Origin of the sequence: Priestia abyssalis (assembly GCF_002019595.1) — a bacterium.
Taxonomy (GTDB): Bacteria; Bacillota; Bacilli; order Bacillales; family Bacillaceae_H; genus Bacillus_BA; species Bacillus_BA abyssalis.
The window spans coordinates 1-25164 of record NZ_KV917370.1 but is presented as its reverse complement, the minus strand read 5'-3'; the positions used below and the strand labels follow the sequence as shown (position 1 = coordinate 25164).

The following is a 25164-nucleotide window of genomic DNA, read 5'->3' as shown; positions in this document are numbered from 1 at the left end:
CTTGGCGTAAATTACTCTTTAATGACAGGAGCTTTTTGCTCTTCTGCAACAGGCTCTCTTTCAGAATCCATCATGATGTTATCACTTGGTTGATCATGGTCATCATCAATATCTGAAATCTCGATTTCTTCTTCGTCGCTCGATAGCATCTTAACATCCATACCTAAACTTTGAAGCTCTTTAATCAATACTTTGAATGACTCAGGGATGCCCGGTTCAGGAACGTTTTCACCTTTAACGATTGCTTCGTATGTTTTCACACGTCCTACAACGTCATCAGATTTAACCGTTAAAATTTCTTGAAGTGTATAAGCAGCACCATATGCTTCAAGTGCCCATACCTCCATCTCACCGAAACGCTGACCTCCGAATTGAGCTTTACCTCCAAGCGGCTGTTGCGTTACTAACGAGTAAGGTCCTGTTGAACGAGCGTGAAGTTTGTCGTCAACCATATGCGCCAATTTAATCATATACATAACACCAACAGATACACGGTTGTCGAACGGTTCGCCTGTACGTCCATCATAAAGAACGGTTTTCGCGTCACGAGACATCCCCGCTTCTTCAATCGTTGACCATACATCTTCTTCACGAGCACCATCGAATACAGAAGATGCTACATGAATACCTAACTTACGGGCAGCCATACCTAAGTGTAATTCCAAAACTTGCCCGATATTCATACGTGAAGGTACCCCTAGTGGGTTTAACATGATATCAATAGGGGTGCCGTCTGGTAAGTAAGGCATGTCTTCTTCAGGTAAAATACGTGAGATAACCCCTTTGTTACCATGGCGACCCGCCATCTTGTCACCTTCGGAAATTTTACGTTTTTGTACGATGTACACGCGAACCAATTGGTTCACACCTGGTGGCAGCTCATCGCCGTCTTCGCGGTTGAAGACTTTGACATCAAGAATAATTCCACCTCCGCCATGAGGTACACGGAGAGATGTATCACGAACTTCTCGAGCTTTTTCACCAAAGATAGCATGTAATAGACGTTCTTCAGCTGTCAGTTCAGTCACACCTTTAGGCGTTACTTTCCCTACCAAGAGATCGCCATCTTTTACTTCTGCACCAATACGAATAATTCCGCGCTCATCCAGATTACGCAGTGCATCTTCCCCTACGTTCGGGATATCGCGTGTAATCTCTTCTGGTCCTAACTTCGTATCACGAGATTCGGATTCATATTCTTCAATATGAACAGAAGTATATACATCATCTTTCACGAGACGCTCGCTCATGATGATAGCATCCTCGTAGTTGTATCCGTCCCAAGTCATGAATCCAACAAGTACGTTGCGTCCTAAAGCTAATTCTCCTAACTCCATGGATGGCCCATCAGCTAAGATTTCACCTTTTACCACTTCGTTTCCAACAGCCACAATTGGACGTTGGTTGTAGCAAGTACCTTGGTTTGAACGGATAAATTTCAATAAATTATATTTATCAAGATTACCTTTAACTCTTTGACCGTCTACTTCTTCATAGCGTCTAACCCAGACTTGTTTTGCTTCAACCCGCTCAACAATACCTGGATGCTTACAAATGACAGCCGCGCCTGAGTCTTTTGCTGATACATATTCCATACCTGTACCAACGATTGGAGCTTCAGGTTTTAATAACGGAACTGCCTGACGTTGCATGTTCGCCCCCATTAATGCACGGTTTGAATCATCATTTTCTAAGAATGGGATACACGCTGTCGCAGCAGATACAACCTGTTTAGGAGATACGTCCATGTAATCGACACGGTCACGTCTGACTACGGTGTTTTCACCACGGAAACGAGCAACAATGTTCTCGTCTAAGAATGACCCATCTTCGTCTAAACGTGCATTCGCCTGTGCCACTACATAATTGTCCTCTTCATCTGCCGTTAAGTAATCAATACGCGATGTGATTTTCCCTGTATCTGGATCAACACGGCGGTAAGGCGTTTCAATGAAGCCAAACTTGTTTACTTTTGCGAATGAAGATAACGAGTTAATCAATCCGATGTTTGGACCCTCCGGAGTCTCAATCGGACACATACGCCCATAGTGAGAGTAGTGAACGTCACGAACTTCGAATCCAGCACGCTCACGAGTCAAACCACCAGGACCTAATGCAGATAAACGACGTTTATGCGTTAACTCCGCTAATGGGTTCGTTTGATCCATGAACTGTGACAACTGAGAACTTCCGAAGAACTCTTTTATTGCCGCAATAACCGGACGAATATTAATCAATTGCTGTGGTGTAATCGTGTTTGTGTCTTGAATAGACATTCTTTCACGCACTACACGTTCCATACGAGATAAACCGATACGGAACTGGTTTTGTAATAACTCTCCAACAGAACGCAAACGGCGGTTACCTAAATGATCGATGTCATCTGTATCCCCTACGTGATGCAATAAGTTAAAGAAGTAGCTGATAGATGCTAAAATGTCAGCTGGTGTAATATTCTTTACTTCTTCTACTACATAAGCATTACCTAGGACATTAATAACCTTTTCCCCATCCGGATCATTTGGAGCATAGATTTTGATGGATTGAAGTGTAATATCTTCTTCTATTACACCACTTACCGGATTGAAAGTTTTAAAGTTTATACCACTTTCAATCATCGGCAAGATACGGTCTAATGTACGGCGATCAATCATCGTACCTTTTTCCGCAATAATTTCGCCTGTCTCCGGATCAACTAGCGTTTCCGCTAAACGTTGATTAAATAGACGATGTTTAATATGAAGCTTTTTATTAATTTTATAACGACCTACATTCGCTAAGTCATAGCGTTTTGGATCAAAGAAACGAGACACTAAAAGCGTCTTTGCGTTTTCCACAGTTGGTGGTTCACCAGGACGTAAACGCTCATAAATTTCTAATAACGCTTTTTCTGTACTTTCTGTGTTGTCTTTTTCAAGAGTGTTGCGTAAATACTCATTATCACCAAGCAAATCGATGATTTCTTGATCAGACCCGAAGCCAAGAGCACGGAGCAACACGGTAACCGGAAGCTTTCGAGTACGATCGATACGAACGTACACAACATCTTTAGCGTCTGTTTCATATTCTAACCATGCACCACGGTTTGGAATGACAGTAGCTGTATAGCCTCTTTTACCGTTTTTATCAATTTTCCCACTGTAATACACACTTGGTGAGCGAACTAACTGAGAAACAATAACACGTTCAGCACCATTAATGACAAACGTACCTGTTTCTGTCATAAGCGGGAAGTCACCCATGAATACATCTTGGTCTTTTACTTCCCCTGTTTCTTTATTGATCAAGCGCACTTTCACACGAAGAGGTGCTGCATACGTTACATCTCGCTCTTTTGATTCTTCTACAGAATATTTTGGTTCGCCTAAGCTGTAATCAATGAATTCAAGTGATAAATTTCCAGTAAAGTCTTCAATTGGAGAAATATCCTGGAACATTTCTCTAAGACCCTCATCAAGAAACCATTGATATGAAGAGGTTTGAATTTCAATAAGGTTTGGTAATTCTAATACCTCGCTGATACGAGCATAACTTCTTCGTTGGCGGTGGCGTCCATACTGAACTAGTTGACCTGTCAACTCATTCACCCCTCAAATAAAGCGTTATTGGTAAAAAATTAAACATTGCCAATAAACATAAAAATGTTTATTATTAAACAAAAGAAAAATGGCTTCTTTAAATAGGAAACCACAACTTTCTAAAAACGAACTATTGATTTTATTAGCATTCCCATACAAACCAAATTTATACATTTTATGTACAATAAAAGGCTATATAGAATAATGACATATTGGCATTTTATAATACTACCACAACGACTTTTGCTAGTCAACCTTTTTCGCACGTATTATATAATAACCTTTTTTCTTTTCTACGACTTCTACTTCCCCAAACAAACTTTCCATTTTCTCTAGGGCAGAAGGAGCGCCCTGCTTCTTTTGAATAACAACCCATAATTCACCTTTTGGCAACAAGTGCTGCACAGCTCCCTCTAAAATAGCGTGAACCACTTTTTTGCCCGCTCGAATAGGAGGGTTCGTTAAGATAGCCGCGTATTGATCATCTACCTTCAGAGCATCATAACAATCACTTTTAAAGATGTGTACATTCGCGATGTTGTTTTTTTGCGCATTCAACCTAGCTAACTCAATGGCTCTTTCATTTACATCAATCATATTCACCTGAACAGAAGAACGCTCTTTTGCCAAGGACAAACCAATTGGTCCGTATCCACAACCCACATCCAAAATTGCACCTTGTATTTCAGGAAAAACAAAAGCTTCAATTAATACTCTTGAACCGAAGTCTACTTCTTTTTTCGAAAAGACTCCTTGGTCAGTTGTAAATAATAGTTTGTTTCCACGGAGCATGAAATCCCAAGTTTGACGATCACTTGCCACAGACGGTTGATGAGAATAATAATGTTCTGTCAAAGCGACCATCCTCCTTCCATTCTATTTAAGTATGTGTAAAAAGGATCAAGAAGTTCAAAAAGCGCAATTTCGAGTACAAAGAGAATTTCTTATGATTCCTCGTCACACACAAGAAAGTCGTTCTTCTTTTCCATTAAAACCAATGCTGATAAATACCTCATACACGAGCAACATTCAATTCATCTGGAAAAAATTTGAGCACTGTTTTTCCACGGCCTTTCGAACAACTTCTTTAGAGCTAACCTTCCTATTTTTAGTATAAAGCCCATTACACATAAAATCAAAAAAGCCCGCTTATATTAAGCGAGCTTTTCAAGGTACTAAAGGAAATTACTTAACTTCTACAGAAGCGCCTACTTCTTCAAGTTTAGCTTTCATTTCTTCAGCTTCTTCTTTAGAAACGCCTTCTTTAAGAGCTTTTGGAGTGTTGTCAACTAATTCTTTAGCTTCTTTCAAGCCAAGACCAGTGATTTCACGTACAACTTTGATAACTTTGATTTTTTGAGCACCAGCGCTAGCAAGTACTACTTCAAATTCAGTTTGCTCAGCAGCAGCGTCGCCACCAGCAGCGCCACCCATAACAGCTACAGGAGCAGCCGCAGTTACACCAAACTCTTCTTCGATAGCTTTTACTAAGTCGTTAAGTTCTAAAACAGTCATATTTTTAACCGCTTCAATGATTTGTTCTTTAGTCATTTTAATATCCTCCTTATTTTTGCTTTTCATATTATTAAAACAAGATTAATGTTTAAATTAAGCGCCTTGCTCTTCTTTTTGATCAGCAACAGCTTTTGCAGCAAGTGCAAGGTTGCGGATTGGAGCTTGAAGAACGCTAAGCAACATAGAAAGTAAACCTTCGCGAGATGGAAGTTCAGCAAGAGCTTTAACTTCTTCAACAGACGCGATGTTTCCTTCGATAACACCAGCTTTAATTTCTAGAGCTTCATTCTTTTTAGCGAAGTCGTTTAACACTTTCGCAGGAGCGATTACATCTTCAGTACTGAAGGCAATTGCATTCGGACCTGTTAGGTATTCGTTTAAACCAGCTAATTCAGCTTCTTCAGCCGCACGACGAGTTAAAGTGTTTTTGTATACTTTGAACTCAACACCAGCTTCACGTAAAGTTTTACGAAGTTCAGTTACTTGCGCAACTGTTAAACCACGGTAGTCAACAACAACTGTCGATTTGCTTTCACGTAATTTAGAAGCGATTTCAGATACTACTTGTTTTTTAGCTTCAACTGCTTTGCTCATTGTTACACCTCCTGTAGATTTCGTTCCGTACACTCGTATCAACAAGGTGTAATGCAGACAAATACCCCCATGGCAGACATGGAGGTATTATAAGCACACAAAACACACAAATGCTTTTATAATACACCTCGGCAGGAAATTAAGCCATTAAGGCACCTACTGTCTACGGTACAAATGATTTTTTTAACAACAAAATCTATTATAATAAATGACTCACTTTAAGTCAAATGGAAAATTCTACTTTAAATTAGTTCTTCGCAGCAAATGTTGCTGGATCAACTTTGATACCAGGGCCCATCGTAGAAGTTACTGATACGTTTTTCATATAAGTACCTTTAGCAGCTGATGGTTTCACCTTTAACATTGTTTCGTGAATTGTTGCGAAGTTTTCGATTAATTTTTCGTTATCGAAAGAAACTTTTCCGATTGGCACATGGATGTTACCAGCTTTATCAACGCGGTATTCAACTTTACCAGCTTTGATTTCGTTAACAGCTTTTGTCACATCAAATGTAACTGTACCAGTTTTAGGGTTTGGCATTAAACCTTTAGGTCCTAATACGCGACCTAATTTACCAACTTCACCCATCATATCAGGTGTAGCTACGATTACATCAAATTCAAACCAACCTTGTTGGATCTTGTTGATGTAGTCTGCATCACCAACGTAGTCAGCTCCTGCTGCTTCTGCTTCTTTCGCTTTTTCGCCTTTTGCAAATACTAATACGCGTTGCACTTTACCAGTACCATGCGGTAATACAACTGCGCCGCGAATTTGTTGATCCGCTTTCTTAGGATCTACTCCTAAACGGAAAGCAACTTCTACTGTTGCATCAAATTTCGCATTGTTTGTTTTCTTTACTAACTCGATAGCTTCAGCTACCGCGTAAGCTTGTGTACGGTCTACTAATTTAGCAGCTTCTACGTACTTTTTACCTCTTTTAGCCATTGTTAATTTCCTCCTTATGTGGTTTTAGCGGAATAACCTCCCACGAATAAAGGTTGCGAATTGGATATTTCCTACTCGCAACCTTCAACAACCTGTTCGAACACGGGATTAGTCTTCGATAACAATACCCATGCTGCGCGCTGTACCTTCAACCATGCGCATAGCAGCTTCTACGCTAGCAGCATTAAGGTCAGGCATTTTTGTTTCAGCAATCTCACGTACTTTATCACGCTTGACTGTTGCAACTTTATTACGGTTCGGTTCGCCAGAACCAGACTCGATACCAGCTGCTTTCTTAAGCAATACAGCAGCAGGAGGAGTTTTCGTAATAAATGTAAATGAACGGTCCTCAAATACCGTAATTTCAACAGGGATAATTAAACCAGCTTGGTCAGCTGTGCGAGCGTTAAATTCTTTACAGAATCCCATGATGTTTACACCTGCTTGACCCAATGCTGGACCAACCGGCGGTGCTGGGTTAGCTTTACCAGCAGGGATTTGCAATTTAACCATTTTAATTACTTTTTTAGCCACGAGACACACCTCCTTAAGTCCGTGATGTGGTAATAGGGTGATACCCTCCCACTCAAATGTTCCTTTATATCAAATAAGGAATTTGTGTTATAAGTCTCTTTTATTGAGACATACTGACTTATGAAATATTATCATCAATCTTCAATAAATGCAAGTTTTTTGGAATTATATTTTATCAATTTGATCAAAATCTAATTCCACTGGTGTTTCACGTCCAAACATATTCACAAGAACTTTAATTTTACGCTTGTCCATATCAATTTCTTCGATGGCTCCTTCAAAATTAGCGAACGGTCCTTCCTTCACCATAACCGTTTCATTTAATTCAAAGTCAAATTCTGCATATTCTTCATCCATACCCATTCGCTTTAGAATCATAGTTACTTCGTCAGGCAAAAGTGGCGTTGGTTTAGATCCCGAACCGCTTGAACCGACAAACCCTGTTACTCCAGGTGTATTTCTCACAACATACCAAGAATCATCTGTCATGATCAATTCTACCAGTACATAACCAGGGAACACCTTTTTCTTTGTTACTTTTGTTTTATTATTCTTAATTTCCTTTTCTTCTTCTTCCGGGACAACTACACGAAAGATTTTATCTTGCATCGCCATCGTTTCGACACGCTTTTCAAGATTTGTTTTCACTTTATTTTCATATCCAGAATAAGTATGGACAACATACCAATTTTTCTCCATTTACGAGGACTATCCGTCCGTCCCTCCCCAATCGCTTTTAAATAGGATTGCACCTAACTTAATTCACTATCTGCAGTAAATTAAAAGGCAAATTAAAAAACCCGTTCCCGGGCTTTTCAAATAAAAACTATTCTCTGATTATTATACCATCTTTTTGGTTAGATTATTCAAGCACTAGTCGAATTAAAGAAGAAATGCCTAAATCAACCGCAGCGAAAAAGATGGTCATGAGAACAACAGTTGTTAAAACCGTAATCGTATAAGTTGTCAGCTCTTTCCGCTTTGGCCAACTTACTCTTTTCATTTCGCGTACGACGTCACGTAAAAATTTCCCAAGACGATTCATTAATAAGTTACCTCCAATTATACAGGGGTGCCGAATCTATTGATTATAAAACTCTCTACTACTTCGTCTCACGATGACTCGTATGATTGTTACAAGCCTTGCAAAACTTTTTTATTTCCAATCGCTCTTGAGAGTTTTCGTCACTTTTCATGGTTGTGTAATTGCGACTGCCACATTCTTTACAAGCGAGTATCACTTTTTTACGCATGTTAAACCACCTAGTATATTGATGATGTCCATAAAAAGTTAACATACAGCTTCTTTTAATGTCAATATAAGGCGGACAAGAAACTATAAGTGTGTGTTCAAAAAGGAGGACAAAAAGGACCGAGAAGTTCAAGGAAGCGCCGCTTTGAGCACAAAGGAAAGCTTCTTACGATTCTTCATCGCACGCAGGAAAAGTGATTTTCTTTTCCAAGGAACAGAGCGTATGCTTTTAATACGCGAGTAGCGGAAAAGCAAGCTGACGCTGCCCGACTAAGAACCGCCACGTCCTGTGGCGAACGCCGGGTCAGTACGTCCTGCACAAGTAAATTCGACGGTCATTTTTCCCAGACTTTTTGAACATCCTCTATAAAGTAATCTCTCGATACTCCAAATATCGTTCAAGCTTCCGCTTCACTCTTTGTAAAGCATTATCAATAGATTTAACATGTCTGTTTAGTTCTTCAGATATTTCTTGATAGGAGCGCCCGTCCAAATATAGGACTAGTACCTTTCGCTCTAAGTCACTTAAAAGCTCAGCCATTTTCAATTCAATGTCATCGAACTCTTCCTGATTGATGATAAGCTCTTCAGGGTCCATTACCTTAGCCCCTGAAATGACATCCATTAAAGTCCGATCTGATTCTTCGTCGTAAATTGGCTTGTCCAATGAAACATATGAGTTTAACGGAATATGTTTTTGTCTCGTAGCCGTTTTAATAGCTGTAATAATTTGACGTGTTATACATAACTCAGCAAACGCTTTAAAGGAAGTAAGCTTATCTTCTCTAAAGTCACGAATTGCTTTATATAAGCCTATCATTCCCTCTTGAACGATATCTTCGCGATCTGCCCCAATTAGAAAGTACGACCTTGCTTTTGCACGCACAAAATTTTTATACTTATGAATTAAGTATTCTAATGCATCACTATCGCCTTTGTGCACTAATTCTACAATTTCTTCATCCTCTTGTTGATCCAAATGTGTGCTTGACTTTCTCCCCATTTTAGAGCCCACGCTAATCCCCCCGACCGCATGTAGATAGAAATATTATACAGTAGCTTTTTTTAAAGCGTCAACCGTCTCAGCGTTCTCCCCGGCGCCATTTTTCGAATATTTCTACAATATTACCAGAAAGTTGAATACGGGTTGTCGGTTTTTTTTCTTGAATAGATTTCACATCTTGTTTAATATCTTTTTCAATTTCAAGCATCTCATTTCTCAACTCTCGGGCAGATTTCCTCAAGGCCCCTTGTCCAAAGATTGCCCATTGCTCCGTAAAATCAGAAGTTGCTACATGAATTTGGGTTTTGATATTATTTAAGGATTTCGCAAGCTTTTCAATTCGTTCATCCGCAGTTTCATTCTCTCTCGTAAAAATAACTTCAACAGTGTGGTCTTTCGTTTTTTTCTCAATACCTTGTACAAGGTGGGCGTCAAACACAACAATAACGCGAAAACCAGTATACGCTTTGTATTCAGCCATCTTTTCAATTAACAAATCACGGGCGGCCGGTAAATCCCCATCTTTTAATCGACGTAATTCCGGCCATGCCCCAATGATGTTGTATCCATCAACAAGCAGGATATTCATTTCCTCATTCACCTAGCGGATGACGTTTACGAAATACCTCATACATTAATAAACTAGCTGCTACTGAAGCGTTTAAAGAGGTAACTTGACCGATCATCGGCAAACGAACGAGAAAATCACATTTATCACGAATGATTCGACTCATTCCTTTTCCTTCGCTGCCAATAACTAATAAAAGAGGCATTGTTCCGTCCAGTTGACGATAATCATCTGTTCCTTTTGCATCTGTTCCTGCTACCCATAATCCTTTATCTTTCAAATCATCAATGGTTCTTGATAAGTTGGTTACTCTTGTAACTGGAATATGCTCAATCGCACCGGTAGATGCTTTTGCAACTGTTGCCGTCAAGCCGACCGCTCTACGCTTGGGAATGATGATTCCATGTGCACCCACTGCATCCGCTGTTCTCATGATGGATCCTAAGTTATGAGGATCTTCAATTTCATCCAGTAATAAAAAGAATGGAGTTTCGTTTCGCTCTTGAGCTTTTCTGAATAAGTCTTCTAACTCCGCATACTCATAGGCCGCTACCTGGGCTATAACCCCCTGATGATTGCCTTCCACCATCTGTTCAATCTTCCTCTTTGGAACTACTTGGGTTAATACACCGTTTTGCTTCGCCAATTGAACAATCTGGTTAATCGAGCCCTTTTGTGCTCCTTCCGCCACCCACATCTTATTGATTTCTCTTCCAGACTTCAACGCCTCTAATACAGGATTTCTTCCGATAATATATTCCTGTTGCATTATTTTCCTCCTTTCTGCTCCTCAATCAAACGAATCGCTGTAAAGATAATATCTTCCATTCGAAGTTCATTTTTTAATAAGTAATGATAGCCGATTAAAGCTTCAAAAGCTGTACTGTAACGATAAGTTTGAACGTCCGTATTTTTAGGGACTGTTCCCGATTTAGCATTGCGTCCCCGCTTTAAAACAGCTATTTCTTCTTCGGAGAAAAAGCCTTCTTCCCTTAACATGATAACCACTTTCGCTTGTGCTTTCGCCGAAACAAATCTTTTTGCTTGATTGTGCAGGTGGTTAGGGCGAATGGCTCCACTTGCCAGAAGATGATGACGAACATATACATCAAATACACTATCTCCCATATAAGCAAGAGCCAAACTGTTTAACTGCTTCGCATCAATTTGCTTTACACTTTCCTCCATCAACAATTATCCTCTTTTCCATCTTGTTCCTTGTGCTGTATCTTCCAGAATGATGTTTTGATCTTTCAACTCATCTCGAATTCGATCAGCTAACGCAAAATCACGATTTTTTCTCGCTTCAATGCGTTGCTGAATAAGAGCTTCAATTTCTTCATCTAACAATTCTTCCTTGGCAAAATCTAAACCTAATACACTTGTTAAGTTTTCAAATTCCCTAATAAACGCTTGAATAACCGTTTGAGATGTGTTTTTTTCCACCAAATATAGATTGGCTTGTTTCGATAAATCAAATAAAACGGCGATAGCATTCGCGGTGTTAAAGTCATCGTCCATTTCACGAATAAACGTCTCATTTAAGTCTTTAATCTTTCTGATCCACTCCTCATCATGGTCAGTCAAATTAGTAGAGCTTTCAAGGCGATGCTTCAAATTCATATAAGACGTTTGAAGACGTTCCAATCCTTTTCGTGTGTTCTCCAAGATTTCATCGTTATAGTTGATTGGATGACGATAATGAACAGATAAAATAAAAAAGCGTAAAAGCTGAGGTGCATGCTTTTTTATAATGTCATGGACAAGAACAAAGTTTCCAAGCGACTTTGACATTTTTTCATTATCAATATTAATATAACCGTTATGCAGCCAATACTTAGCAAACGTTTTTCCTGTTAAAGCTTCAGACTGGGCAATTTCATTTTCATGATGAGGGAATGCTAAATCTTGCCCTCCTGCATGAATATCAATCGTATCTCCAAGGTACTTTCGAGCCATTGCGGAACATTCGATATGCCAACCTGGTCTCCCTTTCCCCCACGGGCTATCCCAATAAATCTCCCCTTCTTTGGCCGCTTTCCATAACGCAAAATCTAAAGGGTCCTGCTTTTTCTCCCCTACTTCAATTCGCGTGCCAAGACGCAACTCATCAATGGATTGGTGAGACAGCTTTCCGTACTCCTCAAATTTACGTGTACGGTAATACACATCACCATCCGCTTCGTAAGCATAGTCTTTTTCAATAAGCGTGGAAATAAAATCGATGATGATATCCATGTTTTCTGTTACACGAGGATGGACCGTTGCTTTTTTGCATCCTAACGCAGATACATCTTCAAAATAAGCTTCAATAAAACGCTCAGCGATGCTTGGCACATCTTCTCCAAGCTCATTAGCCGCTTTGATGAGCTTATCATCAACATCTGTAAAATTTGATACGTATTGTACTTCATACCCTCTAAACTCCAAATAACGGCGAACGGTATCAAATACAATGGCTGGTCTCGCATTTCCGATGTGAATATAGTTATACACAGTTGGACCGCACACATACATTTTTACTTTATTTTCTTCCAACGGGTGAAACTCTTCTTTTTGACGGGTAAGTGTATTATAAAGTTTAATGGCCATGTTCATACGTCCCTTCTTTTAGTTGTTTGAGCTCTTGTTTTAACGTTTCCAGTTCTTCTTCCAATTCCTTAAACCTATCTGCTACTGGATCTGGTAAATCTCGGTGGTTTAAGTCTTTCCCGACATGAACTCCGTTTTGGATTCTAACTTTCCCCGGAATTCCGACTACGGTAGAATTAGGCGGTACAGGATGAAGGACAACTGAACCTGCTCCTATCTTAGAGTTCGCTCCAACCGTTATGGAACCGAGCACTTTTGCACCCGTGGCAATCAATACGTTATCCTCAATTGTCGGATGGCGTTTCCCCTTTTCTTTCCCAGTTCCGCCTAGTGTTACCCCTTGATAGACTGTCACATTATCACCAATCTCACACGTTTCCCCAATAACAATTCCCATTCCATGATCAATGAAGAAGCGGCGACCGATTTTAGCACCCGGGTGAATTTCTATTCCCGTAAAGAAACGGCTGATTTGTGAGATAGCGCGGGCAAGGAAAAACCATTTTCTTTTAAAAAGCGCATGAGCCAGCCGGTGCGACCAAATGGCATGTAAACCTGAATACGTTAAAATGACTTCTATATAACTTCTTGCTGCCGGGTCTTGATCGAAGATTACTTCAATATCCTCTTTTAACGACTTAAACATATATCCATCCCCCCTTATTTTTACCTTTAATGTTTATACCGATAGTTCATAGAACAAATAAAAAACGTCTCTGTGTCTAAGACACAGAGACGTAATTATTTACGCGGTTCCACTCTGTTTAGGCCTATTAAGCCTCAACTCTGCTCTTATAACGGTAGAGAATCCGCTTTTGTTTACTAAAAGGTTATTCGTTCAACAAAAGGCTCGAAGGTGCATTTCAAAAGGTCGACTCATGAACCGCTCTCAGCCTAAGGCGGTTCTCTCTGCAATGGTCGTGCTTTTTACTTCTCCTTCTCAACGCTTTTCAATCGTATAAATATATACTTACTATATTATAAAATTTCTTTATTGTTAACCAATAACTCGCTCTAAACGAGCCAAAACTGCTTCTTTTCCAAGCAAATGGATCGCTTGTGGAAGATCTGGTCCATGTGTTTGACCGGTTGTCGCTACACGGATCGGCATAAATAACTTTTTCCCTTTATGTCCAGTCCCTTTTTGCACTGCTTTTGTTGCCGCTTTAATCGCATCAGCAGAGAAATCGTTTAATGATTTAAGCTCTTCGGCAAAGGCCTTCAGCACTTCTGGTACTTGCTCCTCTGCTAATACTTCTTTCGCTTCTTCATTATATTCAATATCTTGCTTAAAGAACAAATCCGTTAACTCAACGATTTCCGCTCCATAGCTCATTTTTTCCTGGTGAAGAACAATGAGGTCGTGCACCCACTGTTTCTTTTCTTCATCTATGTTCTCCTCTACCTTACCAGCTTTAATCAAGTGTGGGAGAGCAAGCGCCACTAATCGATCGGCTTCTAACTGCTTGATATACTGATTATTCATCCAACGAAGCTTTTGAGTATCAAATAATGCTGGTGATTTAGAAAGACGCTCTGCATCAAAAACTTTGATGAACTCTTCCTTAGAGAAAAGTTCTTCTTCTCCCCCTGGAGACCATCCTAAAAGTGTAATAAAGTTAAATAATGCTTCAGGCAAATAACCTAAATCTGCATATTGCTCAATGAATTGAATAATAGACTCGTCACGCTTACTTAATTTTTTACGGCTTTCGTTAACAATTAACGTCATATGTCCAAAAACAGGAGCTTCCCACCCAAACGCTTCATAGATCATTAATTGTTTAGGTGTATTGGAAATATGATCATCCCCGCGTAAAATATGAGTCATTTTCATTAAGTGGTCGTCAACCGCTACTGCATAGTTGTAGGTTGGTGTGCCATCTTTTTTTACAATAACAAAGTCACCGATACCATTCGCTTCAAATGATAGCTCACCTTTTACCATATCATTAAACGTATATACACGATCACTTTGCACAGCAAAGCGAATACTCGGTTGACGCCCTTCTTTTTCTAATTCTGCACGTTGTTCTTCTGTTAAATGGCGGCATCTGCCTGAGTACTGCGGTGTTTGCCCTTGTGCAGATTGCTGCTCACGTTCTTGCTCCAGTTCTTCTTCTGTACAGTAACACTTATAAGCTAGTCCTTTTTCAAGGAGCTCCTCTGTATATTTTTGATAAACCTCTGTTCGTTCTGATTGACGGTACGGTCCATATTCTCCGCCTATATCAATGCTCTCGTCCCAATCAATACCAAGCCATTTTAAATATTTCAACTGGCTTTCTTCTCCGCCTTCAATATTTCTCTTTTTATCGGTATCTTCAATACGGATAATAAATTTTCCATTTTTGTTTCTTGCAAACAAGTAGTTAAATAATGCTGTGCGCGCATTTCCGATGTGGAGATGTCCAGTCGGGCTTGGCGCATAACGGACGCGTACTTCATTTGACATGATTTGAGTGCCCTCCAATTTATCTATCATATGTATTATCTTTGCTTATTTTAACACCAAACAACAGCTTGGCAAAGAACGTCTGCTTTATTTTTGATAAACAAGTACAGCCGCTTGGGCCGCAATCCCCTCTTCTCGTCCTGTAAAGCCCAATTTCTCTGTTGTAGTTGCTTTAACGTTTACTTGAGAAATGTTTACCTCTAACAAGGCGGCAATTCTCTCTCTCATCGCGTCAATATACGGTGCCATTTTAGGTCTTTGAGCAATGATGGTACAATCTACATTACTTAGTTCATATCCATCTGCCTTTACCATATTCCACACTTGCTTTAATAATTCAGCAGAATCTGCATCTTTAAATTCTTGGTCTGTGTCTGGAAAGTGTTTACCAATGTCACCTTTAGCAACTGCCCCTAATAAAGCATCAGAAATGGTATGTAACAATACATCTGCGTCTGAATGCCCTAATAATCCGACATGATACGGAATTTCGATTCCTCCGATAATAAGGGGTCTCCCCTCAGCAAATTGATGCACGTCAAATCCTTGTCCGATTCGAATATTCATCTTACTCCCACCTTACTTTATTTGTTCTCTTTTTTGTAGAATGGCTTCAGCATACCATAAATCTTCCGGAGTTGTTAATTTGATGTTATCATAATCACTCTCTACAATGGCCACTCGCTCACCTAATTGTTCAACTAAGCTGGCATCATCTGTCCCCAAGAATGATTGTTTTTTTGCCTGTTCATGAGCGTGCTTAATGAATGGAACAAGAAAAGCTTGTGGCGTTTGGATGGCCCACAAGCTGGAGCGTTCAATAGTCTCTATAATATACCCATCTTGAACCCTCTTCATCGTATCTTTCACCGGAACTCCGAGCACTGCTGCTTTTTCCTCAGATGCAACACGTACCAATCGATGAATCGTTTCTCTTGTTACGAATGGTCTAGCGCCATCATGAATTAATACGATCCCTTCATTTTTTAAGGCTTTTAATCCATTATATACACTATGCTGGCGCTCTTCCCCTCCTATTACAAGGGAACAAACTTTGTTGATATGATAAGAAGACAAAAGCTCTTGAAACTGCTCCAGTTCATTTTGATTAACTACCAAAATAATTTCTTCGCACCAAGTATCCTGCTCAAACACTCGAAGAGTATGAATAATGACAGGAATGTCACGCAGTTTAATAAACTGTTTATTTTTTCCGGCCTTCATCCGCTTTCCTTGACCGGCGGCAGGAATCACTACCTTATAATTCATAAAGCCTTCCCCTCTACCTTTTTCTTTATCCCGTTTAAACGGGCGGCTCCCCTTTATTACAATAGGGGTAAACCGCCCGCTACAATAGATTCCACTTCATATTAGTATCAACGGTACAAAACTGGACCTTTTACTTTATAGCGCTTTCTCCAGTAATTTAGGTTTGGCAAAAATCATTCGCCCCGCTGATGTTTGCAATACACTCGTTACCAGCACATCAATACTTTTCCCAATATAATCTCTTCCATCTTCTACTACAATCATTGTACCATCATCCAGATAAGCAACACCTTGATTATGCTCTTTTCCATCTTTAATGACAAGTACATTTAATTCTTCCCCGGGTAATACAACCGGCTTTACTGCATTAGCTAAATCATTGATATTTAACACCGCTACATTTTGCAGTTCACATACTTTATTTAAGTTAAAATCATTTGTTACAACTACACCCGAAGTTAATTTCGCCAATTTCACCAACTTACTATCCACTTCCTGGATCTCATCAAAATCGCCTTCATAAATCTCAACTTTAATTGAAAGCTCTTTTTGAATTCGGTTTAAAATATCTAATCCTCTTCTTCCCCGATTTCGTTTTAATACATCGGAGGAGTCAGCGATGTGTTGAAGCTCTTCTAACACAAATTGGGGAATAACCATGATCCCCTCTAGAAACCCTGTTTGACAGATATCTGCAATGCGTCCGTCAATAATAACACTCGTGTCTAAAATCTTTAGCTTTTTAGCTGCAACTTCTTGCTCTTCTTCCTGTGCCTTTTTCTTTCCGATACGAGCGGGAATAGAGAAAAGGCTGACAAGCTCATCTCGCTTTTTGAACCCCACTTGGAAACCTAAGTAACCTAATAAAATGGTTAAGAAGATTGGGAGCACGGTGTTGACCACTTGAATCTGGATACTTTTTAAAGGCAATACCACTAAATAAGCCACCACTAACCCAAGGATTAACCCTAAACTTCCGAATAACACATCTGTCACTGGAGCTTTCACTAATGTTTCTTCAAACCAGCGAATGAAGTTGACGACATAATCTACAATCCAAAATGTCACGATGTAAAAAAGCAATGCCCCCAACACAGCATGAACATATGATTTTTCTAAGAAAGTAATACCTTGTATATTTAATAAATCTATAAGTTCTGGTATAAAAAACACACCTAGTGTTCCGCCTGTGATGATAAAGAATAATTGTACAATACGTTTTAACACGTACTCACCTCCCTTTTATTCATTATAAACAGTTTACAATGATTGAAACCTTTTATTTGCTCTAAAGTATAATTTGTAACTAAAATGTTATGTTTTATAAAGAACATTTCCCCCGCTTTCAAATTTTTCTACTCAAAAAATATTGCTCTTTTAACCGCTTTAACCCTTCTTTGATTTTTTTTGCCCTAATTTCTCCAATCCCCTCTACCTCGTCAAGCTCTTCTACTGACGCATTGAACACACCTTTTAAATGACCAAATTGCTCAATTAGATTCTCAATAATGATGATTGGAAGACGAGGAATTTTATGAAGCATCCGATATCCTCTGGGCTGGACAGAATCCTCAAAGCTCGTATAAACAGGATAACCCATCAGGCGGAGCAAGGTTTGATCATCCAGCAGTACATTATTAAAAAGCTCTTGCATCTTGGCAATAATTTTATACGGATCTTGTTCAGGATCAAACGTATAGTCTTTCATGAGAAGCACAGCCTCTTGCTCTACATCGGCTAATAGTTCATTCATCTGTAAGCGGATTAAACGCCCTTCCACTCCTAATTCTCCAATATAACTTAAGATTTCATTTTTAATTCGTAGAACCATTTCAATACGATGCAGGGATTGAATGACCTCCACATGCGTCACTTGCTCTTCAAATTCCAAAGCGGTTAAATTGTTAATGGAATCATCCAGCACAGATTTATACTTTTCCAATGTTTCCAAAGCTTGGTTAGCCTTTGCTAAAATGACACCAATATCTTTCAGAACATACTGGAGGGAACCTTTGTATAAAGTAATAACATTCCTTCTTTGAGAAATGGCAATCACCAAAGCCCCCGTTTGTCTCGCTACTCGCTCAGCCGTCCGATGGCGCATACCCGTTTCCGAAGAAGGAGTCGAAGGATTAGGAATAAGCTGTGCATTGGCGAATAAAATTTTATTCCCTCCTTCATTTAAAATAATAGCCCCATCCATCTTAGCCAACTCATATAAATGTGCAGGGGTAAATATACAATTGATAGAGAATCCGCCATCTACGAGATGCTTTACTTGATCGTTATAACCTAAAACAATTAAGCCTCCTGTTTTAGCTCTTAATACATTATCAATTCCTTCCCTGATCGGCGTTCCTGGTGCCACCAGTTTCAAAATCTCAGAGATTTGTTGGTCATTGACTTTTTCTTTTTCCTTGTCCATTCCTATCCCCCTAGTGTGTACTGCAGTGCCTCAGCTACAGTCGAAACCCCCACAACTTCTACGCCCTTTGGAACACTCCATCCTCCCAAATTTTTCTCTGGAAGAATGACTCGTTTAAACCCCAGTTTAGCGGCCTCTTGGACACGTTGCTCAATACGAGAAACACGGCGTACCTCTCCCGTTAATCCGATTTCACCAATCACTACATCGGTTGGATGGGAAGGAACGTCTCGAAAGCTGGAAGCAATACTGACCGCGATAGCCAAATCGATAGCTGGTTCATCCAACTTTACTCCTCCAGCTACCTTTAAATAGGCATCTTGATTTTGTAATAAAAGACCTACCCGCTTCTCTAATACTGCCATGATGAGTGAGACTCGATTATGGTCAATACCTGTGGCCATTCTTCTCGGATTCCCAAAACTGGTCGGACTAATTAATGCTTGTAATTCTACCAAAACGGGTCTTGTTCCTTCCATAGACGCAACAACAATTGAACCAGCTGCTCCCTGAGAACGCTCTTCAAGAAAGATTTCAGAAGGATTCAATACTTCTTCCAGCCCTACTTCCTTCATTTCAAAGATTCCCATTTCATTTGTAGAACCAAAACGGTTTTTTACTGCTCTTAAGATTCGATATGTATGATGTCTCTCTCCTTCGAAGTACAGCACTGTGTCCACCATATGCTCTAATAATCTCGGACCAGCGATAGCTCCTTCTTTTGTAACATGCCCGACAATAAAGATTGCAATTCCTTTCGTTTTAGCAATTCTCATTAAATCCGCCGTACATTCTCTGACTTGGGATACACTCCCGGGAGCCGATGTAATATCTGGATGATAAATCGTTTGAATGGAATCAATGACTACAAAATCTGGATTCATCTCAGAGATGATGTGAGTAATAAGCTCCAAATTTGTTTCTGAATGGACATATAACTGAGGAGCATTAATATCAAGCCTGTCAGCCCGAAGCTTCGTTTGCTTTGTAGATTCCTCTCCTGAAATATAAAGTACCTTATAATCACTCTCTGCTAATTGAGCAGATGTTTGTAAAAGAAGTGTGGATTTCCCAATCCCAGGATCCCCACCTATTAATACTAAAGAACCTTTAACAATTCCTCCGCCCAACACCCTATTTAATTCGGCTAGCTTCGTAAAAATTCTCGGTTCACTAGTAGATTCGATGGAACTGATAGATTGGGGTTTTAAAGATACAGAAGCAGTAGCTCCTGTGAAGGCCCCTCTGCGATTTGAGGTCACTTGTTCTACTTCTTCTACCATTGTGTTCCATTTTCCACAACCTGGACACTTTCCCATCCACTTCGGGGATTCGTACCCGCAATCGTTACACATAAATTTTGTTTTTTTCTTTGCCATGCTCTAACCTCGCTGTATATATTTTGAGAAAAAAGAAGGCATACGACTCATAAACGTATGCCTGTTGTTCATAATCTATTTTGTCCTATTAACTAATTCCGCTGACTTCTGTCGCTCGAACAATAAATTCACCATCAGCTACATCCATTTCCACTTTTTGACCTCTTTGGATTTCACCTTTCAATAACTCTTCAGATAAACGATCTTCAATATGCTTTTGAATAGCACGGCGAAGTGGACGGGCCCCATATTCTGGATCGAATCCTTCTTCAGCAATTTTTTCGATTGCTCTATCTGTTAATTGAAGCTCAATTTCCTGTTCTTTCAAACGCGTTGTTAATTGTTTAGACATTAATGTAACAATGTGTTGTAAATGTTTCTTTTCTAAAGAATGGAATACAATGATTTCATCGATACGGTTTAAGAATTCAGGACGGAACGCACGTTTAAGTTCCCCCATCACTTTACCCTTCATATCCTTATAATCTTGACTCTCATCTTGTACATTGAAGCCTACGTATTTATTTCGTTTTAAAGTATCTGCTCCTACGTTAGATGTCATGATTAAAATTGTGTTTCGGAAATCAACTGTACGTCCTTTTGAATCTGTCAGACGCCCATCTTCTAATACTTGCAAGAGAATATTAAATACATCCGGATGGGCCTTTTCAATTTCATCTAACAGTACAACGGAGTAAGGTTTTCTTCTTACTTTTTCCGTTAATTGGCCTCCCTCTTCATAGCCTACGTATCCTGGAGGTGAACCGACAAGGCGAGATGTAGAATGCTTCTCCATATACTCAGACATATCGATGCGAATCATAGCATCTTCGTCACCAAACATAGACTCTGCTAATGCACGAGCTAATTCTGTTTTCCCAACTCCTGTCGGCCCTAGGAAGACAAATGATCCAATCGGTCTTTTCGGATCTTTTAATCCTGCACGGGCACGGCGCACAGCCTTTGCAATGGCTTTGACGGCTTCCTCTTGACCAATTACACGTGAATGCAGGATTTCTTCCATATTTAATAAACGATCCGTTTCTTCTTGAGCTAGCTTAGAGACTGGAATTCCAGTCCAGCTAGAAACAACCATCGCGATGTCTTCTACTGTCACTTCAGAATTTTCTTGACCTTGTTTTTCCTTCCAAACTTTTTTCGTTTCTTCCAATTCCTCACGTAATCTTTGTTCTGTATCACGTAAAGAAGCCGCTTTTTCAAACTCTTGCCCTTGAACGGCTGCATCTTTTTCTTTGCGCACAGACTCTAATTTTTGCTCTAATTCTTTCAAATTAGGCGGCGTTGTAAAAGAACGCAAACGTACTTTTGAGCCAGCCTCATCAATTAAATCAATAGCCTTATCAGGAAGGAATCGATCAGAAATATAGCGGTCAGATAACTTGACGGCCTGTTCAATGGCTTCATCCGTAATAGAAACACGGTGATGGGCTTCATATCGATCTCGTAAGCCTTGTAAAATTTGAATAGACTCTTCTGTAGTCGGTTCATCCACTTGAATTGGTTGGAAGCGACGCTCAAGTGCTGCATCCTTTTCAATATATTTACGGTATTCATCAAGAGTAGTAGCACCAATACATTGAAGCTCACCACGGGCTAAAGATGGCTTTAAAATATTAGATGCATCAATGGCTCCCTCTGCACCACCCGCTCCAATCAATGTATGAAGTTCATCAATGAATAAAATAATATTTCCTGCTTGACGAATTTCGTCCATCACCTTTTTCAGGCGATCTTCAAACTCCCCTCGGTATTTCGTTCCCGCTACCACTGTTCCCATATCCAGGGTCATGACACGCTTATCTCGTAAAATTTCAGGAACCTCATTGTTTACAATTTGTTGTGCCAGCCCTTCAGCAATTGCCGTTTTTCCTACACCCGGCTCCCCAATTAACACTGGGTTATTTTTAGTGCGGCGGCTCAGCACTTCAATCACTCGCTGAATTTCCTTGCTGCGCCCAATAACTGGATCTAACCTTCCTTCACGTGCGATAACCGTTAAATCACGCGCAAGGCTATCAAGAGTTGGAGTGTTAGCATTCGCTGCATTTCCCCCTTGATGGCTGGAAGTAGCCTCATTGCTTCCCAGCAATTGCAAAACTTGTTGTCTTGCTTTATTGAGACTTACACCTACATTATTTAATACTCGAGCAGCCACGCCTTCTCCTTCACGTATCAACCCCAATAAAATATGTTCTGTCCCTACGTAAGAATGTCCGAGTTTACGAGCTTCATCCATTGACAATTCAATAACTTTTTTAGCTCTCGGCGTATAGTGGATGGTTTGTGTAATTTCTTGGCCGCGGCCAATTAGGGACTCTACTTCCTTCTGGATTTTTTCTGCCCCTAAGCCAAGAGCCAATAGTGCCTTGGCAGCAATCCCTTCTCCTTCACGTACAATTCCTAATAAAATATGTTCTGTGCCGATATTATTATGCCCTAGTCTTAATGCTTCTTCTTGTGCTAAGGCTAAGACCTTTTGTGCACGCTCTGTAAATCTACCAAACATCATTTATTCATCACCCTCCGTATTTGTTGGATTTACTTTCCTGAATGTTAAACATTCGCGAATAAGAGAAGCTCTTCTAATATCGCGTTCATCAGGCCTTAAGGCTCCTCCCGCATATTGTTGTAAAAACCCTGGCTGTGTCATGACCATCAGTTCGTTTAGAATGCTTCGAGGAACGTCTTGTATATAACCAAAATCAATCCCCAAACGAACATCCGATAAACATTGAGAAGCTTCTTTTGATTCAATAATTCGACTATAAAGAAGTGTTCCGTAAGAACGGAAGACACGGTCTTCTAATTCTATGTGAGATGTTTTCACTAAAGCATCCCTAGCCAATCTTTCTTGCGCGATAATTTGCTGAACGACGCTATTGAGATCCTCTACAATGTCTTGCTCTGACTTCCCCAATGTTATTTGATTAGAGATTTGAAATATATTACCTAGCGCTTCACTGCCTTCCCCATATGTTCCTCTAACCACTAATCCAAGTTGATTAATGGCAGGAATAATACGATTCATTTGCCGTGTCAGTACCAAAGCAGGCAAGTGCATCATAACCGATGCTCTCAATCCCGTTCCGACATTGGTGGGACAACTTGTTAAATAACCTATTTGTTCGCTAAACGCATAATCTACATATTGTTCAATCCAATCATCTAATTCGTTTGCCTCCTTGAGGGCTGCAGAAAGTTGGAGACCTGGAAATAAACATTGTATACGCAAATGATCTTCCTCGTTTATCATAATGCTGATCTCTTCATTTTCAGAAAGTAAACAAGCCCCTAAATTGGATTCTGCAGCTAATTGCGGGCTAATTAAATGCTTTTCAACCAATACTCTCTTCTCTAAGGGCTTTAAATCTACCATTTCCAGCAGTTGAAACTTCCATACTGGATGAGAAGAAATCATAGAATTTTCTTTAAAAAGTTTAATAATTGCTAAAGCCTGTTCATTACTTGAAAGTGTAGGGAAAAGATGTGAATCTAAATTTCTTGCCAAGCGAATCCGACTGCTTAATACAATATCAGAATCAGGTCCAGATTGGCTCATCCAAGAACTAATTGCTTGATTAAAAAATGCTTCCTGCGCCATCTTTTATGCCTCTCCCTCCCCACTTGCTCGAAATCTTTTTTCTAACTCTCTAATTTCATCTCGTAAAATTGCAGCTTTTTCAAATTCCTCTTCTGCAATATATTCTTTTAATTTCAATTTTTGTTTCTCTAATTCCTTTTTAAAATGAAGATTACTTCCAATTCTCTTTGGAATTTTTCCTATATGGACATGATTACCCCCATGCAGCCTTTTTAAAAAAGAAGTAAGAGATTGTTCAAATGTAGCATAACATTGTGAACAGCCGAACCTTCCAAACTTGGAAAACTGACGATAAGTAAGTTTACAATTGGGACATTGAAGAACTTCACTGTGAGCAAATGCATGAGTAGAAGATTCTTGAAGCGATGAGTCCATATTTAACAAACCTGCTAACAAATTGTTAATAGAAAAACCTGTACTTCCGGGAATCATAAACATTTCTCCACTTTCTTTTGCACACTGTTCACATAAATGAATTTCAGATTTTTCCCCATTTATTACCTTAGTAAAATGTAAAGTAGCTGGCCTTATACCGCATTGCTGGCAAACCATTGCGTCACCTCTCCCAGTTTCAAATTACATTAGAGTTTAAAATTATTTATATCGCAAAGCGTTCAACATGGCTTTAAGCAATTTAGCTCTTAACTCGTCACGATATGGTAAATCAACTCCTATAACTGAACGGTCCATTACACTTAAAATGATTTTTGCTTCTCGCTTAGTAACTACATTCTCTTCAACTAGACGAATAATAAGATTTTCTGCACTTGTTTGAGAAATTTGACCTCCGATAATACTAAGGACTTGTTCAAATAAATGAGATGCATCATGAGATTTTACTTTTATGATTCGAATAAAACCTCCACCACCTCGTTTGCTTTCTACCATATATCCTCTTTCTAACGTAAATCGAGTGTTAATTACATAATTAATTTGCGAGGGAACACATTGAAATTTATCAGCAATTTCATTTCTCTTAATTTCAAGAACATCTTTTTGGCTTAAATCAAGAATTTGTTTTAAATATTGCTCGATAATATCAGATATGTTTCGCATTACGCCTCTCCTTCTGACTTTGACTATATTTGACTTTATTTATAATATAAAATTTATAAAAAAATTTTTCAAGCATTCGCTCTCATCTTTCCATTTCTATAGTTACCAAATTTTTATGTTTTCAAAACCTATTCCCTAAAAATCACATAAGAAAACCAAAATATGTATTATCTATAGTATTAATTATATTAGTTCCTTCGCCTAATTGTGTGTGAAAATAAAAAAAAGATTAGTCATTTGACTAATCTTTTTTTTATTGCCTGGCAACGTCCTACTCTCACAGGGGGAAACCCCCAACTACCATCGGCGCTGAAGAGCTTAACTTCCGTGTTCGGCATGGGAACGGGTGTGACCTCTTCGCCATCATCACCAG

General features: G+C 39.4%; 25 protein-coding genes, 1 rRNA gene and 2 other annotated features. All 26 genes read right to left on the bottom strand.

The window, feature by feature from the left end; genetic code table 11:
* Window positions 1–11: 11 nt before the first annotated feature.
* Window positions 12–3578: a DNA-directed RNA polymerase subunit beta gene (gene rpoB, locus BK575_RS27185; protein WP_078415002.1), complete on the bottom strand. Its 3567-nt coding sequence runs from the start codon at window positions 3576–3578 to the stop codon at window positions 12–14.
* A 246-nt stretch (window positions 3579–3824) separates the two neighbouring features.
* Window positions 3825–4433 (bottom strand): class I SAM-dependent methyltransferase, encoded by a 609-nt coding sequence (locus BK575_RS27180; protein WP_078415052.1) that lies wholly within the window; start codon window positions 4431–4433, stop codon window positions 3825–3827.
* Window positions 4434–4763: 330 nt separating this feature from the next.
* A complete protein-coding gene (gene rplL / locus BK575_RS27175) occupies window positions 4764–5129 on the bottom strand; it encodes a 50S ribosomal protein L7/L12 (RefSeq protein WP_078415001.1) in 366 nt (121 codons plus the stop codon).
* 57 nt (window positions 5130–5186) lie between these two features.
* A complete protein-coding gene (rplJ, locus tag BK575_RS27170; protein WP_028397320.1) occupies window positions 5187–5687 on the bottom strand; it encodes a 50S ribosomal protein L10 in 501 nt (166 codons plus the stop codon).
* A 49-nt stretch (window positions 5688–5736) separates the two neighbouring features.
* Window positions 5737–5874: a sequence feature (ribosomal protein L10 leader region), on the bottom strand.
* Between the two features lie 60 nt (window positions 5875–5934).
* Window positions 5935–6636: a 50S ribosomal protein L1 gene (rplA, locus tag BK575_RS27165; protein ID WP_078415000.1), complete on the bottom strand. Its 702-nt coding sequence runs from the start codon at window positions 6634–6636 to the stop codon at window positions 5935–5937.
* Window positions 6637–6744: 108 nt separating this feature from the next.
* Entirely contained in the window at window positions 6745–7170 is a 426-nt protein-coding gene (gene rplK, locus BK575_RS27160) for a 50S ribosomal protein L11 (protein ID WP_028397322.1), read from the bottom strand.
* A gap of 165 nt (window positions 7171–7335) precedes the next feature.
* Window positions 7336–7869, bottom strand: a complete 534-nt coding sequence (nusG, locus tag BK575_RS27155; RefSeq protein WP_078414998.1) for a transcription termination/antitermination protein NusG — start codon at window positions 7867–7869, stop codon at window positions 7336–7338.
* Window positions 7870–8032: 163 nt separating this feature from the next.
* Window positions 8033–8215, bottom strand: coding sequence for a preprotein translocase subunit SecE (gene secE, locus BK575_RS27150; protein WP_078414997.1), 183 nt, complete (start codon window positions 8213–8215; stop codon window positions 8033–8035).
* 58 nt (window positions 8216–8273) lie between these two features.
* A complete protein-coding gene (rpmG, locus tag BK575_RS27145) occupies window positions 8274–8423 on the bottom strand; it encodes a 50S ribosomal protein L33 (protein WP_078414996.1) in 150 nt (49 codons plus the stop codon).
* Window positions 8424–8786: 363 nt separating this feature from the next.
* Window positions 8787–9425 carry an RNA polymerase sporulation sigma factor SigH gene (gene sigH, locus BK575_RS27140; RefSeq protein ID WP_078415051.1) on the bottom strand — a complete coding sequence of 213 codons (639 nt, stop codon included), beginning with the start codon at window positions 9423–9425 and terminating at the stop codon, window positions 8787–8789.
* A 79-nt stretch (window positions 9426–9504) separates the two neighbouring features.
* Complete coding sequence (locus BK575_RS27135; protein WP_078414995.1) at window positions 9505–10014, bottom strand: NYN domain-containing protein; 510 nt, start codon at window positions 10012–10014, stop codon at window positions 9505–9507.
* Window positions 10015–10018: 4 nt separating this feature from the next.
* Window positions 10019–10762 (bottom strand): 23S rRNA (guanosine(2251)-2'-O)-methyltransferase RlmB, encoded by a 744-nt coding sequence (rlmB, locus tag BK575_RS27130; RefSeq protein WP_078414994.1) that lies wholly within the window; start codon window positions 10760–10762, stop codon window positions 10019–10021.
* Window positions 10762–11181: a Mini-ribonuclease 3 gene (locus BK575_RS27125; protein WP_078414993.1), complete on the bottom strand. Its 420-nt coding sequence runs from the start codon at window positions 11179–11181 to the stop codon at window positions 10762–10764. The genes rlmB and BK575_RS27125 overlap by 1 nt, the downstream gene beginning before the upstream one ends.
* 6 nt (window positions 11182–11187) lie before the next feature.
* Window positions 11188–12585 carry a cysteine--tRNA ligase gene (gene cysS, locus BK575_RS27120; RefSeq protein WP_078415050.1) on the bottom strand — a complete coding sequence of 466 codons (1398 nt, stop codon included), beginning with the start codon at window positions 12583–12585 and terminating at the stop codon, window positions 11188–11190.
* Entirely contained in the window at window positions 12575–13231 is a 657-nt protein-coding gene (gene cysE / locus BK575_RS27115; RefSeq protein ID WP_078414992.1) for a serine O-acetyltransferase, read from the bottom strand. The genes cysS and cysE overlap by 11 nt, the downstream gene beginning before the upstream one ends.
* Before the next feature lie 82 nt (window positions 13232–13313).
* Window positions 13314–13538, bottom strand: a binding site (T-box leader).
* Between the two features lie 44 nt (window positions 13539–13582).
* Complete coding sequence (gene gltX / locus BK575_RS27110; RefSeq protein WP_235867523.1) at window positions 13583–15040, bottom strand: glutamate--tRNA ligase; 1458 nt, start codon at window positions 15038–15040, stop codon at window positions 13583–13585.
* Between the two features lie 87 nt (window positions 15041–15127).
* A complete protein-coding gene (gene ispF / locus BK575_RS27105) occupies window positions 15128–15607 on the bottom strand; it encodes a 2-C-methyl-D-erythritol 2,4-cyclodiphosphate synthase (protein ID WP_078414990.1) in 480 nt (159 codons plus the stop codon).
* 12 nt (window positions 15608–15619) lie between these two features.
* The gene (ispD, locus tag BK575_RS27100) at window positions 15620–16309 is read right to left on the bottom strand and encodes a 2-C-methyl-D-erythritol 4-phosphate cytidylyltransferase (RefSeq protein ID WP_078414989.1); all 690 of its coding nucleotides are present in this window, start codon (window positions 16307–16309) and stop codon (window positions 15620–15622) included.
* A gap of 135 nt (window positions 16310–16444) precedes the next feature.
* Entirely contained in the window at window positions 16445–17536 is a 1092-nt protein-coding gene (locus BK575_RS27095; protein WP_078414988.1) for a PIN/TRAM domain-containing protein, read from the bottom strand.
* Window positions 17537–17654: 118 nt separating this feature from the next.
* On the bottom strand, window positions 17655–18734 hold the full coding sequence (disA, locus tag BK575_RS27090; RefSeq protein WP_078414987.1) for a DNA integrity scanning diadenylate cyclase DisA: 1080 nt from the start codon (window positions 18732–18734) through the stop codon (window positions 17655–17657).
* 2 nt (window positions 18735–18736) lie between these two features.
* On the bottom strand, window positions 18737–20113 hold the full coding sequence (gene radA, locus BK575_RS27085; RefSeq protein ID WP_078414986.1) for a DNA repair protein RadA: 1377 nt from the start codon (window positions 20111–20113) through the stop codon (window positions 18737–18739).
* Between the two features lie 88 nt (window positions 20114–20201).
* Window positions 20202–22643, bottom strand: coding sequence for an ATP-dependent protease ATP-binding subunit ClpC (clpC, locus tag BK575_RS27080; protein ID WP_078414985.1), 2442 nt, complete (start codon window positions 22641–22643; stop codon window positions 20202–20204).
* The gene (locus BK575_RS27075; protein ID WP_078414984.1) at window positions 22644–23735 is read right to left on the bottom strand and encodes a protein arginine kinase; all 1092 of its coding nucleotides are present in this window, start codon (window positions 23733–23735) and stop codon (window positions 22644–22646) included.
* 3 nt (window positions 23736–23738) lie between these two features.
* Entirely contained in the window at window positions 23739–24287 is a 549-nt protein-coding gene (locus BK575_RS27070) for a UvrB/UvrC motif-containing protein (protein WP_078414983.1), read from the bottom strand.
* A 42-nt stretch (window positions 24288–24329) separates the two neighbouring features.
* Window positions 24330–24791, bottom strand: a complete 462-nt coding sequence (locus tag BK575_RS27065) for a CtsR family transcriptional regulator (RefSeq protein WP_078414982.1) — start codon at window positions 24789–24791, stop codon at window positions 24330–24332.
* Window positions 24792–25049: 258 nt separating this feature from the next.
* Window positions 25050–25164, bottom strand: a 5S ribosomal RNA gene (rrf, locus tag BK575_RS27060).